The 16,895-nt window shown below is 53.3% G+C and carries 14 protein-coding genes and 1 tRNA gene; 13 read left to right on the top strand and 2 right to left on the bottom strand.

All coding sequences use genetic code 11. The features are described from left to right. Window positions 1–270: 270 nt before the first annotated feature. The 11 genes from CKW07_RS08920 (at window position 271) to CKW07_RS08865 (ending at window position 10,955) form a co-directional block, all read left to right on the top strand. On the top strand, window positions 271–1,044 hold the full coding sequence (locus CKW07_RS08920; RefSeq protein WP_095144564.1) for an ABC transporter ATP-binding protein: 774 nt from the start codon (window positions 271–273) through the stop codon (window positions 1,042–1,044). 13 nt (window positions 1,045–1,057) lie between these two features. Beyond that, complete coding sequence (locus tag CKW07_RS08915) at window positions 1,058–1,813, top strand: ABC transporter substrate-binding protein (RefSeq protein WP_095144563.1); 756 nt, start codon at window positions 1,058–1,060, stop codon at window positions 1,811–1,813. Window positions 1,814–1,890: 77 nt separating this feature from the next. Next, a complete protein-coding gene (locus CKW07_RS08910) occupies window positions 1,891–2,586 on the top strand; it encodes an ABC transporter permease (protein ID WP_095144562.1) in 696 nt (231 codons plus the stop codon). Further along, window positions 2,583–3,272, top strand: a complete 690-nt coding sequence (locus tag CKW07_RS08905) for an ABC transporter permease (RefSeq protein ID WP_095077928.1) — start codon at window positions 2,583–2,585, stop codon at window positions 3,270–3,272. The genes CKW07_RS08910 and CKW07_RS08905 overlap by 4 nt, the downstream gene beginning before the upstream one ends. Further along, complete coding sequence (locus tag CKW07_RS08900) at window positions 3,253–4,482, top strand: methyltransferase (RefSeq protein WP_095144561.1); 1,230 nt, start codon at window positions 3,253–3,255, stop codon at window positions 4,480–4,482. The genes CKW07_RS08905 and CKW07_RS08900 overlap by 20 nt, the downstream gene beginning before the upstream one ends. Window positions 4,483–4,780: 298 nt before the next feature. Continuing rightward, a complete protein-coding gene (locus tag CKW07_RS08895; RefSeq protein WP_095144560.1) occupies window positions 4,781–6,022 on the top strand; it encodes a nucleoside deaminase in 1,242 nt (413 codons plus the stop codon). A 164-nt stretch (window positions 6,023–6,186) separates the two neighbouring features. Further along, window positions 6,187–7,008, top strand: a complete 822-nt coding sequence (locus CKW07_RS08890; protein ID WP_095144559.1) for an FkbM family methyltransferase — start codon at window positions 6,187–6,189, stop codon at window positions 7,006–7,008. Between the two features lie 234 nt (window positions 7,009–7,242). Next, window positions 7,243–7,318, top strand: a tRNA-Thr gene (locus tag CKW07_RS08885). A 164-nt stretch (window positions 7,319–7,482) separates the two neighbouring features. Beyond that, window positions 7,483–8,811 (top strand): integrase arm-type DNA-binding domain-containing protein, encoded by a 1,329-nt coding sequence (locus CKW07_RS08880; protein WP_095144558.1) that lies wholly within the window; start codon window positions 7,483–7,485, stop codon window positions 8,809–8,811. Window positions 8,812–9,717: 906 nt separating this feature from the next. Further along, window positions 9,718–10,698 (top strand): integrase domain-containing protein, encoded by a 981-nt coding sequence (locus CKW07_RS08870; RefSeq protein ID WP_095144557.1) that lies wholly within the window; start codon window positions 9,718–9,720, stop codon window positions 10,696–10,698. Continuing rightward, window positions 10,695–10,955: a hypothetical protein gene (locus CKW07_RS08865; RefSeq protein WP_095144556.1), complete on the top strand. Its 261-nt coding sequence runs from the start codon at window positions 10,695–10,697 to the stop codon at window positions 10,953–10,955. The genes CKW07_RS08870 and CKW07_RS08865 overlap by 4 nt, the downstream gene beginning before the upstream one ends. Window positions 10,956–11,183: 228 nt before the next feature. Here the strand turns inward: CKW07_RS08865 and CKW07_RS08860 are convergent, their stop codons facing one another. Together CKW07_RS08860 and CKW07_RS08855 are read right to left on the bottom strand one after the other, a co-directional pair. After that, the gene (locus tag CKW07_RS08860) at window positions 11,184–11,768 is read right to left on the bottom strand and encodes a hypothetical protein (RefSeq protein ID WP_095144555.1); all 585 of its coding nucleotides are present in this window, start codon (window positions 11,766–11,768) and stop codon (window positions 11,184–11,186) included. A 19-nt stretch (window positions 11,769–11,787) separates the two neighbouring features. Continuing rightward, window positions 11,788–13,080, bottom strand: coding sequence for a hypothetical protein (locus CKW07_RS08855; protein ID WP_141234443.1), 1,293 nt, complete (start codon window positions 13,078–13,080; stop codon window positions 11,788–11,790). Between the two features lie 519 nt (window positions 13,081–13,599). On the opposite strand from CKW07_RS08855, the gene CKW07_RS08850 reads away from it, so the two are divergent. Beyond that, window positions 13,600–15,369, top strand: coding sequence for an anti-phage dCTP deaminase (locus CKW07_RS08850; protein WP_095144553.1), 1,770 nt, complete (start codon window positions 13,600–13,602; stop codon window positions 15,367–15,369). A gap of 426 nt (window positions 15,370–15,795) precedes the next feature. Further along, complete coding sequence (locus CKW07_RS08845) at window positions 15,796–16,419, top strand: hypothetical protein (RefSeq protein ID WP_095144552.1); 624 nt, start codon at window positions 15,796–15,798, stop codon at window positions 16,417–16,419. The last annotated feature ends 476 nt before the right edge of the window (window positions 16,420–16,895 follow it).

Raw genomic sequence — 16,895 nt, 5'->3', positions numbered from 1 at the left:
CAACGTTTGGCCGGTTTGCGCTTCCAACACCCGCCCAAAGCTGGCACCATCGCGCCTTTTTTTACGCGACACCCACGCAGGCACGGCTTCAAACGGATGTTCGGTTGTTGATGGCGCGACAGTCTGCTGCGCTGATGCGACAACCGGATACACACTGCTCGTCTACACCCGTGGGGCTGTTGGCCGCGATTCAAACGCTATGCTAGCTTGGCGCCTCGCCAGGACGGCCGCCGACAGCACAAGCACAACAGAACACAATGAGGACCGCACATGGCCGAGGCCACGCCCGCGCTTGAAATCCGCAACTTGCACAAACGCTACGGCCAGCTTGAGGTGCTCAAAGGCGTCTCGCTGACCGCCCGCGACGGCGATGTGATCTCGATCCTGGGTTCCTCCGGTTCCGGCAAGTCCACGTTCCTGCGCTGCATCAACCTGCTGGAAAACCCGCATCAGGGTCAGATTCTGGTGGCCGGCGAAGAGCTCAAGCTCAAACCGGCGAAAAACGGCGAACTGGTCGCTGCCGATGGCAAGCAGATCAATCGCCTGCGCAGCGAAATCGGTTTTGTGTTTCAAAACTTCAACCTGTGGCCGCACATGACAGTGCTCGACAACATCATCGAGGCACCACGCCGCGTGCTGGGGCAGAGCAAAGCCGAAGCCATTGAAGTGGCCGAAGCCTTGCTGGCCAAGGTCGGCATCGCCGACAAACGCCACGCCTACCCCGCGCAACTGTCCGGTGGCCAGCAGCAACGCGCCGCCATTGCCCGCACCCTGGCGATGCACCCCAAGGTCATCCTGTTCGATGAGCCGACTTCCGCGCTTGACCCGGAAATGGTTCAGGAAGTACTAAACGTGATCCGCGCCCTGGCCGAAGAAGGCCGTACCATGCTGCTGGTCACCCATGAAATGGGCTTTGCCCGTCAGGTTTCCAGTGAAGTGGTGTTCCTTCACCAAGGCCTGATCGAAGAGCAAGGATCGCCACAGCAGGTGTTCGACAACCCGCTTTCGGCGCGCTGCAAACAATTCATGTCCAGCAACCGCTAACGGAGCTAACCGCATGCAGACCTACAAGAAATTCTTCCTGGCCGCGGCCGCCACCCTGGTGTTCTCGGCCAACGCAATGGCTGCCGACAAACTGAAGATGGGCATCGAAGCCGCCTACCCGCCGTTCAACAACAAGGATGCCAGCGGCCAGGTGGTCGGTTTCGACAAAGACATCGGCGACGCCCTGTGCGCCAAGATGAAGGTCGAGTGCGAAGTCGTCACCTCCGATTGGGACGGCATCATCCCGGCACTCAACGCCAAGAAGTTCGACTTCCTGGTGTCCTCGCTGTCGATCACCGACGAGCGCAAGCAGGCCGTTGATTTCACCGAACCGTACTACTCCAACAAGCTGCAGTTCATCGCGCCGAAAAACACTGACTTCAAGACCGACAAGGACTCGCTCAAGGGCAAGACCATCGGCACTCAACGCGCCACCCTGGCCGGTACCTGGCTGGAAGACACCTACGGCGACGACATCAAGGTCAGCCTCTACGACACCCAGGAAAACGCCTACCTGGACCTGACCTCCGGTCGCGTCGACGGCATCCTCGCGGACAAATACGCCAACTACGACTGGCTGAAGAGCGACGCCGGCAGGAACTATGAGTTCAAAGGCGACCCGGTGGTGGAAAGCGACAAGATCGGCATCGCCGTGCGCAAGGGTGACAACGACCTGCGCAACAAGCTGAACACCGCACTGAAGGAAATCGTCGCTGACGGCACCTACAAGAAAATCAACGACAAGTACTTCCCGTTCAGCATCTATTGATTCTGACGTGCCTGACCGGTGCCGCCCAGGGTGGCACCGGTTCTTAGCAAAGCCTGCTGTAACTTGAATAGACATCCATGATTATCGATCTCCAAGGATTCGGCCCGGCGCTCGCCGCTGGCGCGCTGATGACTGTCAAGCTGGCCCTTTCGGCATTGTGCCTGGGGCTGGTGCTGGGCCTGCTCGGCGCCTTGGCCAAAACCTCATCGCACAAGTCACTGCAGTGGCTTGGCGGTACCTATTCGACCCTGGTGCGTGGCATCCCGGAATTGCTCTGGGTGTTGTTGATCTACTTCGGCACCGTCAACCTGATGCGCGCGCTGGGGGAGTTTTTCGGCAACCCTGACCTGGCGCTCAACGCCTTCGCCGCCGGCGTGATTGCCTTGGGCCTGTGCTTCGGCGCCTACGCCACGGAAGTGTTCCGTGGGGCAATCCTGGCCATCCCCAAGGGCCACCGCGAAGCGGGCGTCGCCCTAGGCCTGTCGAAGTGGCGGATCTTCACCAAGCTGATCATGCCGCAGATGTGGCGCATCGCCCTGCCTGGGCTGGGTAACCTGTTCATGATCCTGATGAAGGACACCGCACTGGTATCGGTCATCGGCCTGGAAGAAATCATGCGTCACGCGCAAAACGGCGTGACCATGACCAAGCAGCCGTTCACCTTCTACATGGTTGCCGCCTTCATGTACCTGGGTCTGACGGTGATCGCCATGACCGGTATGCACCTGCTGGAAAAACGCGCCGCTCGCGGCTTTGCCCGGAGCACGCAATGAACTGGGAAGTCATCATCAAGTGGCTGCCGAAACTGGCCCAGGGTGCCACCCTGACCCTGGAACTGGTCGCGATCGCGGTCATTCTCGGCCTGCTGCTGGCCATTCCGCTGGGGATCGCCCGTTCGTCGAAACGCTGGTACGTGTGCGCCTTGCCCTATGCGTACATTTTCTTCTTCCGTGGCACACCGCTGCTGGTGCAACTGTTCCTGGTCTACTACGGCCTGGCGCAGTTCGATGCGGTGCGCAGCAGCGTGCTGTGGCCGTACCTGCGCGACCCGTTCTGGTGCGCCACCGCCACCATGACGCTGCACACCGCCGCCTACATCGCCGAGATTCTGCGAGGCGCGATCCAGGCCATTCCTCCGGGCGAAATCGAAGCGGCCCGGGCGCTGGGCATGTCGCGGCCCAAGGCCCTGTTCTACATCATCCTGCCACGTGCCGCGCGCATCGGCCTGCCGGCCTACAGCAACGAAGTGATCCTGATGCTCAAGGCCAGCGCCCTGGCCAGTACCGTGACCTTGCTGGAACTCACCGGCATGGCCCGCACCATCATCGCCAGGACCTACCTGCCGGTAGAGATCTTCTTCGCCGCGGGCATGTTCTACCTGCTGATGGCTTACGTCCTGGTGCGTGGCTTCAAGCTGCTGGAGCGCTGGTTGCGCGTCGATGCCTGCCAGGGACGTTGATCTGCCGGTGCTGACGGGCGAGCACCTGCTCGCCCGCTTCACGGCACTGAACGCCTTCCTGACCGAACATCAGGCACTCTGGCGGCCACGACCCTTTACCCATCGGCAACTGCCGTGGGAAGCCGACCATCCAGCGCTCGCCGACTGGTTGCGCCAGCGTTCGCTGGAAGACGCGGAGACCAGCCACAACCACCCTGAACGCCTGCCAGCCCCCGCGCCCTTCCCGGCACTGGCGGCGCAGTCGATGGTCCTCAGCGCGGTCGGTAACTTGCCCACCCAGGCCATTGAGCCCGCATCCCCGCGCTTGAACGTCGACGTACCCGGGCGCAAGTGGCAGCAGATCGAAGCCTTCGCCAGCTGCCTGCAGTTCGCTGAGAAACCCCGGCACTGGCTGGACTGGTGCGCAGGCAAAGGCCACTTGGGGCGGCGCCTGCTGCAAGCCGGCCAGCAGTTGACCTGCCTGGAATACGACCCGGCGCTGATTGCCAGCGGTCAGGCGCTGAGCCAGCACCATCACCTTGACGCCGCGCACCTTCAACAAGACGTGATGGCCGCGGATACACCTGCGCGCCTGGACGCCGACCAAACACCGGTCGCCCTGCACGCCTGTGGCGACCTGCATGTACGCCTGATGCAACTGGCCAGCCACGCAGGCTGCAAGCAACTGGCCGTCGCACCTTGCTGCTACAACCGGATCTCGGCCAGTCAGTACCAGGCGCTCTCCATCGCCGGCAAACACTCGGGCCTGGTACTGTCCCACGATGACCTGGCCCTGCCGCTGAGCGAGACCGTGACCGCTGGGGCCCGCGTCCGACGCCAGCGCGACACGTCCATGGCCCGGCGCCTGGCGTTCGACCTGCTGCAACGGCAACTGCGAGGCATTGACGAGTACCTGCCCACCCCATCGCTGCCCAGCGCCTGGCTGGACAAACCCTTCGCCGACTACTGCCATGACCTGGCCGCGCTCAAGGACTTGCCCACAGTTGGCACGCCGGATTGGCCAGCCCTGCAAGCCGCTGGCTGGCAACGCCTGGCCCAGGTACGCAACCTGGAATTGCTGCGCGGCCTGTTCCGACGCCCGCTGGAGCTTTGGCTGGTGCTCGATCGCGCCCTGTTTCTCGAAGAACAGGGGTATGCCGTTCGCCTGGGACGGTTCTGTGAAACGCCCCTGACACCGCGCAATCTGCTGCTGCTCGGCGAGCGCCGATAAACACCCCCGTACCTGTGGATAACTCTGTTGATGAAATCTGCCAGAAGCCCATGGATCCAAGATTTCAGGCAAAAAACCACACTGTCCATTTTTTGCTCAGCCTTTAAAAAAACCCGGAAAACAGGCAGTTGCGCAGCAATGAGAACGGATCCACAAATCTGACATTTATCAAGGTGCAAAACAGCCCGTTGTGCATAAGCGTTAAGCCGAATGGTCATAACCGCCCTTGAAAGCCTGAACTATCGTTGCCAAGCGCCAGAAATCTCTGCCGCTCACGACAGCAAGGAGCTGGGACACCATGATCACAGTGAACAGTGCCCAGGAAGCCGTCGATACCGTCGCCAACGAAGCCATTCTCGCCGCCATTCAACAAACCTTCGCGGTGGGCGGGGCCATCATCCATAACGCCACCGGCGAGGTCATCGCGGCGCTGCATAACAACGTATTGATGCCTTTCCCCGGGAGCAACACCCCCTACTTCCTGCCTCATGACCCGACCGCTCACGGCGAACGACAGCTGGTGGACTGGTATTACGAGAACGCTGCATCACTGGACCTGCCGCCACCCGCCCAACTGACGGTCGTCACCACCCTGGACCCTTGCGCCATGTGCGCCGGCTCCCTGCTGACGGCGGGCTTCAACGTCGCGGTGAGTGCGATCGACGACTACGCCGGGATCAACTACAACAGCCAGTTCAACTTCCCGTCCCTGCCACCGCAGATCCGTCAGCAGGCGCAAAACACCTGGGGCTATTACGCAATCGCCGCGCCCGTCAGCCGAGCCTACCAAGGCGCCAAGAGCCCGGTGTTCAGCGGCCAGAGCATCGACTCGGCAGCGTATTACCTCACCAGCTCAATCTTCTCGGCCAGCGTCAACACCGTACGCAAAGCGAGCAATAACAGCGGCCTCAATCCTTCGAAACTGAAAAACCCGGCCACGCTGCCGGCCAACAGTCCGGTTCGCCAGGCCTTGGCCGCACTGAGCCCCTACGCCCTGACCGTGCAATGCGCCAACCCACGGGACCCGGGTGCAGAGCTGGCGCCACCGCTACTGGCGACGGCGCAGCAAAGCTGCGTGTTCAACTCGGTGGCCTTGATCGACCCCTTTGGCAACCTGCTGGTATGCCTGGGTGGCGTGGAAAACCAGTCGCCGATTCGCACCGCCTTCATGGAAACCACCCGCGGCTATGCGGTGATGCGCTGGACCCTGATGAATGACCCGGACCCGGCGGTGCGTGCCCAGGCCAAGCAATACCTGACACACCCCAAGTACGGCACGTTCGTATTCCTGTACGCGCCCGACCCGACCACGCCGCAGGCCGTGATGACCTTCGGGGCCTACGGCTCGACCATGGAAGGCCCGGTGCCACAAAGCTACCCGTCGAACCTGCAGTACGTACTGCTGCCGGGTAACACCACCGCTCAAGCGCTGTCGCAACTCGCCCAGAACCTGCCGCCCTTCTACACCCAGAACGTGCAAGTGGCGCCTGCCCAGGTGCTGAGCCAGGACCTGATCAACACCGTCAAGAACGGCGTGTAACCGGTCAGGCGACAAGCCCTTCGAGTCCTTGAAGGGCTTGTCGCCGACACCCGTATTTGGCGGCTTTGCCGGCACACTTTTCCCGTGATGATCGCTACACTCCGACACCAGGTGCGCGGCTTGCGCGCCCGTTTCCCAGTCATTCGAGCTATCAGGAAGAGACCGTGACGTTCATTTCTTATGCACAGAACTTCGAAGACATACGGTTGTGGCGCGCACTGAAATACTACGAGAACGGCTTCTACATCGACGTAGGCGCCAATCAGCCGGTGTCCGACTCCGTCACCAAAGCGTTCTACGAGCGCGGCTGGACCGGCATCAACATCGAACCGTTGCAGGTCTACCACGAGGCCCTGTGCCAAGACCGCCCCAAGGACATCAACCTGCAATGCGTGGCCGGCGAAACCGCCGAAGCCCTGACCTTCTACGCCATTGCCGGCACCGGGATGTCGACCCTGGAACCCAGCGTCGCCAAGGAACGCCTCGAGGCCGGCATGGACGTGCGCAGCCAGACCGTGCAATCGCGCACCCTGAGCTCCATCTGCGAAGAACACGTCAAAGGGCCGATCCACTTTCTGAAGGTCGACGTCGAGGGTCACGAAGAAACCGTCTTGCGCGGAATGGACTTCACGCAATGGCGCCCCTGGATCATCCTCGTCGAAACCCCGTGGACCCGCGACCAGACCTGGGAGCAACTGCTGATCGACGCCGGTTACCACCCGGTGCTGTTTGACGGCCTCAACACCTTCTACCTAGCCGAAGAACAGCTACACCTCAAAGGCGCCTTCGACCTGGCGCCGTGCAACATGGACGAGTTCCAGTTCTGCTACGGCCACAAATTCAGCTACCCAGTGTCAGACCTGGAACAGGCCCTGCAAACCGAACGCCAACGCGCCGACCGCGCAGAAGCCGAACTGCATGCACTGCGCAACAGTCGTTCGTGGCGGGCGGTGGAAAAACTCAAGCGAGTGTTGTTGCGGGCGTAACGGCGAGGCGAAAACACTCGTTACGACGCCGCGGCCATTCACTCAACGATCAGGGACGCGCTCCGCCCGATCCGCCTGCACGCACGGCCCGATACCCTGAGCGAGTGAACAAAAACACCGCATTTACCCAAGCCCCACACCCCCGACAGGACCCCAACCAGAGCCCTGCGCAAAAATAGTCTGTTATCAGGGGTTTACAGACGCGAAGCACTCGCTATAATCGTCGCCCAACACGCCGGTATAGCTCAGTTGGTAGAGCAACTGACTTGTAATCAGTAGGTCCCGGGTTCGACTCCTGGTGCCGGCACCACATTAGGCTCCATTGCATTCCACCGAATGCTCTGGAAGCCCCGAAAACCCGCCATTTGGCGGGTTTTTTCGTTCCAGGACCCTCTGTCGGGATCCAACAAAATCCCCCTTCCCCGAGGGTATGTTAGGGGTACTGCGATTTCCCGGTCAGGAGCGCGTACCCCCATGCCACGTCTTGCGATCCCCCTCAGCGACCTGCAATGCCGCACCGCCAAAACCCGCGAACGCGCCTACAAACTGTTCGACGGCGGAGGCATGTACCTTTTCGTCAAACCCAATGGCGTGAAGACCTGGCGCTTGAAGTACACCAAGCCCAGCGGCAAGGAAGGGACGCTCATCATCGGCAATTACCCCATCGTTACCCTTTCCGTCGCACGACGTAAGCGAGACGAAGCCAAGGCGTTGCTGCTCGACAACCTCGACCCAATGGAAGAAAAGAAGAAGGCCAAGATCGTAGCCCAGCGGGCGGCACTGCTTTTCGAAACCGTTGCTCTGGAGTGGCACGCCGACATGTCCCGTCGCTGGACCGAAGGACACGCAAAAACCGTGATGAGCCGACTGCGTACCCACGTCTTCCCGCTGATCGGCCAACGCCCCATCGCAGAACTTGATACCCACGACCTGCTAGAGATCACCCAGCGCATCAAGGAACGCGGCACCATGGATGTGGCGTTGAGGGTACAGAACTACTTATCCACCATCATGCGCGGGGCCAAAAGGGCTCGGCAGATCACCATGAATCCTGCACTGGATCTGGCAGGCTCGATTCACGCGCCGCGCACAGTCCATCGCCCAGCCCTCTCCCTCAACCGCCTACCCGAACTGCTACACCGTATCGACAACTACAACGGCCGCGAGCTGACGCGCCTTGCCGTGCTGCTGACTCTGCATGTGTTCGTCCGCTCCAGCGAGTTGCGCTTCGCTCGATGGAGTGAGTTCGACTTCCAACGCACCATGTGGGAAATCCCCGATACGCGCGCACCGATTGACGGGGTACGCAACTCCACACGCGGGACCAAGATGAACGGCGACATTCAAATGGTTCCGCTATCGCCGCAGGTCATCGAAATACTGGAGCGCCTGCGCAGCCTCAGTCGTTTTTCAGAGTTGGTGCTACCGGGCGACCACAAGTACTGGAAGCCCATGTCCGAGAATACGGTGAACACCATGCTCCGCAACGTCGGCTATGACACCAGCAAGGACGTATGCGGCCACGGCTTCAGGACCATGGCCTGTAGCGCCCTGCTGGAGTCCGGGTTATGGACCGACGCAGCCATCGAAAGACAAATGAGCCACAAGGAACGCAACCGCGTGCGCGCCGCGTATATCCACAAGGCTGAATTCCTCGAACAGCGCAGGCTGATCATGGCGTGGTGGAGCAACTACATCGACGCTAACCGCCATGGGTATGTGACGCCCCACGAATTCGCTCACCCGGTCGGCGACAACATTACCGCCCTGCAACATAGACGTGGCGCATCCAAACGTGAGTAAGCCAAAGAGATCACCGCAGTCCGCCCTTCCACGCGGGTCCATCCAAGCGGGGCTGCAAAGCCGCCCTGCTTGGATGGACCTCACTTAAAAAATCTAAAGCCCACGCAACTGTCTGTGGAAAACCATAGATTTCCACCGGTGGATAATTTCATCCACAGCCGCAGAACTCCCGAAAATTCGAGCCTTGACCCAAATTATCCACAGGCGTAGAAAAGATCGGGCAAAGCGCTGTCGTTGACAGCAACCCAGGTAGCCAGAACCTTTAAGGCTACGCCACGCCGTGGTGGTTCTCCCAAAGTGCGATTAGCGTCCGGCGGCTCGCACGGTCACTCACCGAGTGATGGATGCCTACTTCAGATCATTGCCATTGCGGCAAATACATCCCCCTACCCAGCTGCCTGCAGCAACCTATCCGCTTGGCCATTTCATTGCGCCAACCTGCGCCCGTCTCTTTCTTCCGGAAAGAGACGGGCGCTCCTACCGCTGCTGCAGCCCATCTCGTACAAGGCTTTGCGGCATTCCCCCTCGTGACAATCGGCGTGACAAACACCGAAAAGTCACCAGCAACAGCGATGCAGATGATGGTGCCGCAGCCCACGGAATGGACCGCACCTGACTGACAGTCAGGCATGCCCCGGTCATCGCATTACTGCCTTCACCTGACTCAGGATCTCGCGGCACTGGTCTCGTCAGCCAGTGCAGCCTCCACCCGCCCACTTCTTCGGAAGTGTTCAGGAAGCTAGATTTTGAGATGCCCAAGCTCCCGGCCGTAAAGAGCCGCCAGTCCCGCGTTAGTGGACAACCCTCACAGGTCGCAGGGGCCTTGATCCCTGATAACACTCAACATTCGTGGCGGGATGACGTGGGGAAAGTTTTAAAAGTTTTGGCTTCGAGAGGAGTTCGATCATGGCACTGGTGGGCAGGCGAGATGGACGCAATTTTGGCTATGGTCGGCAGTTGAGCTATGCAGGGCCGCAAGCGCTGAAAGATCTATTTGACGGCGGCCATTACGGCACGGTCAAAGCGCACAGTGATCGCTGGCAGGCGTTTGTACGCTGGTGTCGCTCGGAGGAAGGGCCGGGGTTTAACGATGCGCGGCAGATTAATTTGCAGACCTTGCTAGACTACGCCGGACATCTGCGCCAACAAGTTGAACAAGGTGAACTGGCCATCGCCACCGCGCAAAACCGGTTGTCCAGTGTGAATCGGACCATGGCCGCGCTTCGCGGTGATCAGTATGTGAAAGTGCCGAATCCGAGCAAAACGCTGGGAATGCAGCGCACCAGCGTTCGTCGCTCGGTGCCGCAAGGCCAAGACCGCAAACAGGTGAAGCGGATCGTAGAGGTGCTTTGCGCACACCAGCAGCCGCGTGCCGCGGCCATCGCTCAATTAGCGCGAGCCACCGGCATGCGCTTACGTGAGGCCATTTTGGCCGACCTTCCGCGCCTAAAACGTGAGGCCGAACAATACGGCAAGATCAACATCCAGGATGGCACCAAAGGTGGCCGCTCCGGCGCGTCGGCACCTCGTTGGATTACAGTAAATGATCACATCCGCGACGCACTGGCATTCGCCCAACAAGTCTCGCCTGACGGTAGCCGCAACCTACTTGCACCGAACGAAAGTTACCTCGATTTCCAACGAGGAATAATCCGTCCCGCACGGGGCATCCTCCATCAGCACAGCCTCAAAGGCTTCCACGAATTACGGGCGGCCTACGCATGCGAACGCTACGAGCAAATTACCCATCACCCCGCGCCCATCAACGGTGGCCATTGCTACCAACACGACCGATACCTTGATCAGCAGGCCCGAACACAGATCAGCGATGAGCTGGGGCATGGCCGTATCGACGTGGTATCGGCTTATATCGGTGGTCGAACATGAGCAAGCCATTCGATATGGAACTGTTCCTGGCGGGCGTCCTGACTGGGTCGCATGCCACGCGCCAGCGTCACCTACGCCAAGCAAAAGCCATTCAAGCGGCGATGTCTAATCGCTGGCACCGAGATAATCCATGGACCTGGCAGCGAAAGCACTTTAACTGGTTTTTAAACCACCATATAAGAGAGCGCAGCAAAGCAACTCAATATAGATATAGACTCACACTCGAAATAATTTCTTCTCGCACTGAAAAGCTCTGACGAAGAAAAAAAATAACACTTTGCGAAAAGCCTAGTGGCCTGTACGGGTAGCTCGTTAATCTAAATCACCCAGAAACAGGAGACAAAATAATTTAAATAGATAAATTAATTAAACAAACAGCCAACTAGACCATGCCTTGTATTATCTATAATCAATCTAAATTTGAAACCCAGGCCAATTAAAGCTGAAGAATTTCATATCTGAAATTTCAGCCAAACACCAAGCAATCATTTATTGCTTGGAGCCATAGTATCGATCCTATAAAAATTATCTCTTGGAAAAATACTAATCATGACCTTCTCTTTCACACTGTATTTCACCCATATATTATCTACAGTCTTATAAACCAAACAACCGCTTTGCTCTCCATTTTTATCGCTATTATGCACAGTGACAATAATACAGCCGGCTTTGGTGGCAACCGCCTCGCCGCTCTTCATAGCAGAATTAAATGAAAAATTGGAAAACCAAATAAACAACCCTATCAGCAAAAGCCCTTTAAAACTCGAGAGCTTTCCAAATATTTCCTCATGATAATTTCCGGAGACTTTACGCCTTATGACGAATGACAATACAAAACTGAAAATCAAATAGGAAATGGCAACTGTAAAAAAAACAACTAGAGAATCACTCAAAAGGAGTGTAATCTGCCGGCCACCCTCAAAAAATATCTGATCCACGCTTAAATCAACCAAAGAGGGATCAACACTTATTTTTCTAAAGTAACTGTTAAAGTATCCTTTTCCAGTTGAATACGTGAGAGCCGTAAAAATAAAAGCGCCCCCAAAAAACTCCAATAAATTACTTTTCATAAAATAACTTCGCCTTGTATCAAAGCCCTAACTCATATTGATCGCTAATCAGTTTAGAATCTCCTACAGCAACTGATTTACTTTTAGCCCTAGATGTTGCTACCTTCCCGCTAGAGAAAGACTTGCGACCGCCAGATTTGTTTATACCTATATCTAGCTTAAGATTATTAGCAACATTGGCGATTTTTTTATTATCAGAAAAGTCTTTAAATTGGCGAAGCATTAGATCCGTATTTGCATCAGCCTCAACAGAATCCTCTCTCTCCTCAGCCATGTTTCTCTGGATAAGAAAAGACTTAACTCCTTCAGCGGCGCTAGTGTACTCTAGGGAGTTTTCCTTACAGCCAGAAATACCCAAGCTTAATAAAAGAATCAAAATAGCCGCATATTGTTTAACATCCACACTGCCAGGCTTGACTACTTGATAATATATATTGCCTGGAGACATAAATTCAGCTTGAGATGTAGATCGATCCTCAAGAGCAAACTCAAAAAAATCGCCACTGACGACTTTATTGAAAAACTCCAAATCAAAATCGCCACTAAAAATACTGTCTGCAAACAACTGCGTGTCAGAAACATACTCAAACAGCCTTGAAATGGCCCGAGTACTAATTGCTTCAGACCTATTAATCCTGTTTGAAAAATACACTACCTCACTTCTTGTGAAAACTGAAAAAACTAAGCTATAAACCTTATCCCAGTACTCATCTAAATTGGAGACGGTATTTCTAGCAAGTAACGGCTTCCTGAGAGATGAGCCAACCAATGAGCGTGAAATTGGATCACCCCACGTCACATCGCGCCTTAGCTTATAGCCAAGCGTCTCTACCTTTGCTTTACCAGTCACCTGATTATAATTACTATACAGCAATATATCACGCCCAATATATGCCTCGGACTCACAGCATCCAACAACAAGACAATCCTTATCTAAGGTTACAATCAAATCCCCTATACTGATCTTATTTATAAATGTATCTGTTTGATTAATCCTATTTATGGCTGAAGTATTTTTTTCATACTCATCCACTCTCGAATCATCAAAGCCAAACTCGTCATCCGCAAGTAACTCCTCATCCAACTCGCCAACCACTAAGCTTTTTATTTTAGCGTCATGACTTCCATTTACAAATTCAGTTATCTGCGCCAACGACGGCAATTCGGAGAGAGGCCAATCAAGCAAAAATTCATCTACATGGCTTATAGCAACTACATTGTTATGAATAAAATTATTTAGGTGCTTTCCTCCAGAAGCTCGTACCATCCAAATTCTTTGCCCCTCTGGAAAGCTAACGATTTCTGGCAACACAGTAATTTATCCATAAAATTAAACATGGCAGTATGATACTACCTAAAGAAAATTTACGCAAAATACGTTTTTTGTATCAGATATTTTTCGCCAGAATAAACTAGGAACAAGAATAAAATTAAAATAGACAATTTCTAAAGTAAACCTTTCCGACTCTCAGGTCAGTAGCAATTGCCTCAAACTGAAATCAATTTTCATTCATAATGATTAGGTGTACTGAGCAGTTGCGGTAAAGATTGGTGCATAGATAGGTATTGTATGCGAGCCGCCTCCGGCACCGTATATTAATCTAGACTGCTTTATAGCCAACCGAGGCCTATTTGTTAATGAGTGAAAAAACTCAGGCCACCTCTTTATCTAAAAAGAGACAGTAGACCGCCGCGTAGCGTTTTGCTAGCATCCAGAGCAAGATGAGGCTTGCCTAGTTGCAGCCTAAGTTTTTAGCCATCTTTTATCAAAGTACTCATTTAAACAAAACAAGCAAAAAAAATAAATTTGTAGCAAGAGGTGGTAGAGGACATGAAAGTAATTTTCACTGAAAGCTACGAAGCCCTGAAAGCAAAGCTAAAAAGTATTGGTGCCGAATGGGACGAAAGCCAGTTAGGAAAAAAAGTGTTACGTCATGATGGAGGCGTAATGAACTGGTTTGAAAGTACCGGCACCATACAGTTCCAGGGGAAACCAGGAAAGAAGGAAAGCCTCGAGCATCTTGTCACCGCTGCTTTGGCTCCAGAAATACAGCTTCCTCCACTACCGGAAGCCACTCAACCAATTACTGAACCCGAACCAATACGCCCAAACCACGATGATGACATATCGGTACAGCACCTTCAGGGAGTGTTTTGTGAGTCAGAGATTATAATTGGGATTGTTAGCGCCGTTGGAACCGAATCGAATCGAGTAATAAATCCGCTCAAAGATAGGTTAGGCCAATTCGGATACTCTGTCGAAGAAATCAAAATATCCTCCCTATTAACCCCAACGAAATCACAGTCGGAAGGAACGACGGAATATAGACGCATTAAAGACTTTATGCAGGCGGGGGATCAACTGCGAGAAAGCACGAAAAATAATGCAATTCTTTCCTATGGCGCTGCAAAATGTATAAAAGAACAACGCCACGAGAGCAGTGCCAAAAGAGCTTACATAGTAAACTCATTAAAGCACCCTGAAGAGGTTGAGCTTCTCAGAAAAATATACGGCCAGGGCTTTTATCTTTTTGGGATACATGCGGACCCAAAAAGGAGACTTCACTACTTAACAAATGACAAGGGACTAACTCAATCCGAGGCTATTGAGTTAACTAAGACAGATGAAGACGAGAATGTCACCCATGGCCAGAGAACTAGAGACACATACCACCTTGCGGATTTTTTTATTAACCTCGGAAAAAATGACGACCAAGTAAAAAACACAGTCCAGCGTTTTTTAGAATTAATTTTGTCTCACCCCTATAAAAATCCGACGTTCGATGAATTTGCAATGTTCATGGCATTCTCTAGCTCAGTCCGCTCTAGTGATCTATCTAGGCAAGTCGGAGCTGTAATTGCCAAAGATCGGCAAATAATTGCGACAGGTGCCAATGATTCCCCGAAATTTGGTGGAGGTTTGTACTGGGCCGAAGTCGATGAGAATAGCGGTGAAATATCGGACATTGATCAGGGCAAAGACTATACCCGCGGGGAAGACTCAAATAAAGCAGAGCAGAATGAAATAATAAGAGAAATCCTACAAAATATCGAGCAGGATACAGAACTACCCATTCAAAAGATTCAAGAAATACTAGAGAGCAGTAGAATCAGAGATTTAACAGAATTCGGCCGAGTTGTTCATGCTGAGATGGAGGCTTTGCTTTCGTGCAGCCGATCCGGAACAAGCTGCTCAAACTCCTACTTGTACTGCACTACATTTCCATGCCACAACTGCGCAAAGCATATAATAGCAGCCGGAATAAAGCGCGTTGTATATGTCGAACCTTATCCAAAAAGCAAAGCTCTAGAGTTTCACGCTGACTCCATTGAATTAAATACGACTCTTGACAAACCAAGCAATACAGACCGAGTTATTTTTGAGCCATTTACCGGTGTGGGGGCTAGACGTTTCCTAGACTTTTTCTCCATGAATTTAGGAGCAGGCAGCAAATTAAAAAGGAAAAATAAGGATGGCTCGACCGTAGAGTGGAGCAAACTTAACGCCAAAGCAAGAGTCTCCTTACTTCCAAAATCATACTTGGATATTGAAATGCAAGCTGAGAAAATTTTCACGCAATATACTCAACAAGAATCTTAATAATCCAGAATGAAAGGGGGGGATTAATTTTATAGGCGAAACCTTCGCCGGCTACATACAAGGTTCCAGAGAAGGCTTACAAAATCTTTGCCCCCCCGAAAACCCCGCCTTCTGGCGGGGCTTTCGTTTTGGCGCCCCGTCGAATTCCAGTGAACTTTGGTTGATTTCAACCGTTTAAGGATAGAGTTGGGGGTAAGGCCACTTCGATAAAAGGGAGTACCCTTATGTCGCGTACGACTGCTCCGCTCTCTGACGCGCCACTTGCCGCTCGGTAACTACCTGCCACCAAGGGCAGCTAGCGATCCGAATAGTATTGTCGTTCTAATTAAGTTTTTGTCTAGAGCTATGTCCATTTGTTATTATTTTGATCGACGCACTCATCTAGCAATGGAAATATCAAAATAGGAATAGAGGCTGGAATAAATTATGGATATAGGAACAATTATTAAGTTTATTACTGTAATAATGACCGTATTGGGGGCAGCCAAAATAATTTATGAGTTTTCCGTGGGAAGCAAACTTAGACTGAGAGAGGAATATCGGTTCGCCAAAGAGTTTCTCAAAGATGTTGATCAAGAACCCAAGCCTCATCATCTTGTTATCGAGCGTGGTTATTACGCCATTGCGGGCACATCAGCGATTAAAGCATCCGAAATATCTCATTTAATTTCACTTGCTAGCCCAGATAAAAGCCTGAAAGACTACGTATTATCCAGAAAGTATGTAGAGCTGAATGAGCGAAATCACAAAATTGATTTTCGAAAAAAATATAAAAACAGATGGTCGAGAAATTGGCGTAAAGGGTTATGTCTAGCGGTATATTTTTTAGGGTCGCTTTTAGCTATATCTCCATTTATGCTAATACAACCGTTCAATCTTGAACCGAAATTCATGCTGTTGGCTTTTGCAACTATTCCATGCTTCGGTTTTTTTGCTTTTGACTCACTTCGCGGATTTATAAAAATCATGAGAGGTGAAGCATTAGTTAAGGAGCAAGAGAAGCATACACCGTTAATTATCGTAAAGGATGAGGTAAAAAAACAAGCTTAGAAAAATGGGTTGGAGATTTTTACCCTTCCGCTGGGCGTTTGAGTCGGCTCTGATGTCGTAGTTACACGCGAATATCTGCTTCTGGCCGACTCCAGCCTATTACCCATTGCAGTAATCGCCGGCAACGTTCGAACTCAGAGGATTTGTCATACCGACTGCTGTTCTGGACGGTTTACGTGCGGGTCGACATGCCGTCCGACGCCTTATAAATCCCCCGATTCGATTCCACTGAACGCCATAACTAGCTGATTTATTTATAGTTACTAGTTGGGGTACGCCAAATTTTCCACTGACTTCCAGACCCGCAGAAAACCTAGCCTCCCCGAAACATACCGTTCGTCTGGTGCCACCATACAAAACAAAGCCCTCGCAGAAATACGAGGGCTTTGTTGTTTCTGGGGTTTGAACACCCCATCCTCCTGCCCTACCCGAATGATGGCGCTCAGCCATCATTTTTCTTGACACCCCCTCGCATC

This window comes from Pseudomonas sp. Irchel s3b6, assembly GCF_900187415.1.
Lineage (GTDB): Bacteria > Pseudomonadota > Gammaproteobacteria > Pseudomonadales > Pseudomonadaceae > Aquipseudomonas.
Note: the sequence above shows the minus strand (reverse complement) of the source record. Positions and strands in the feature narration are given on the sequence as shown.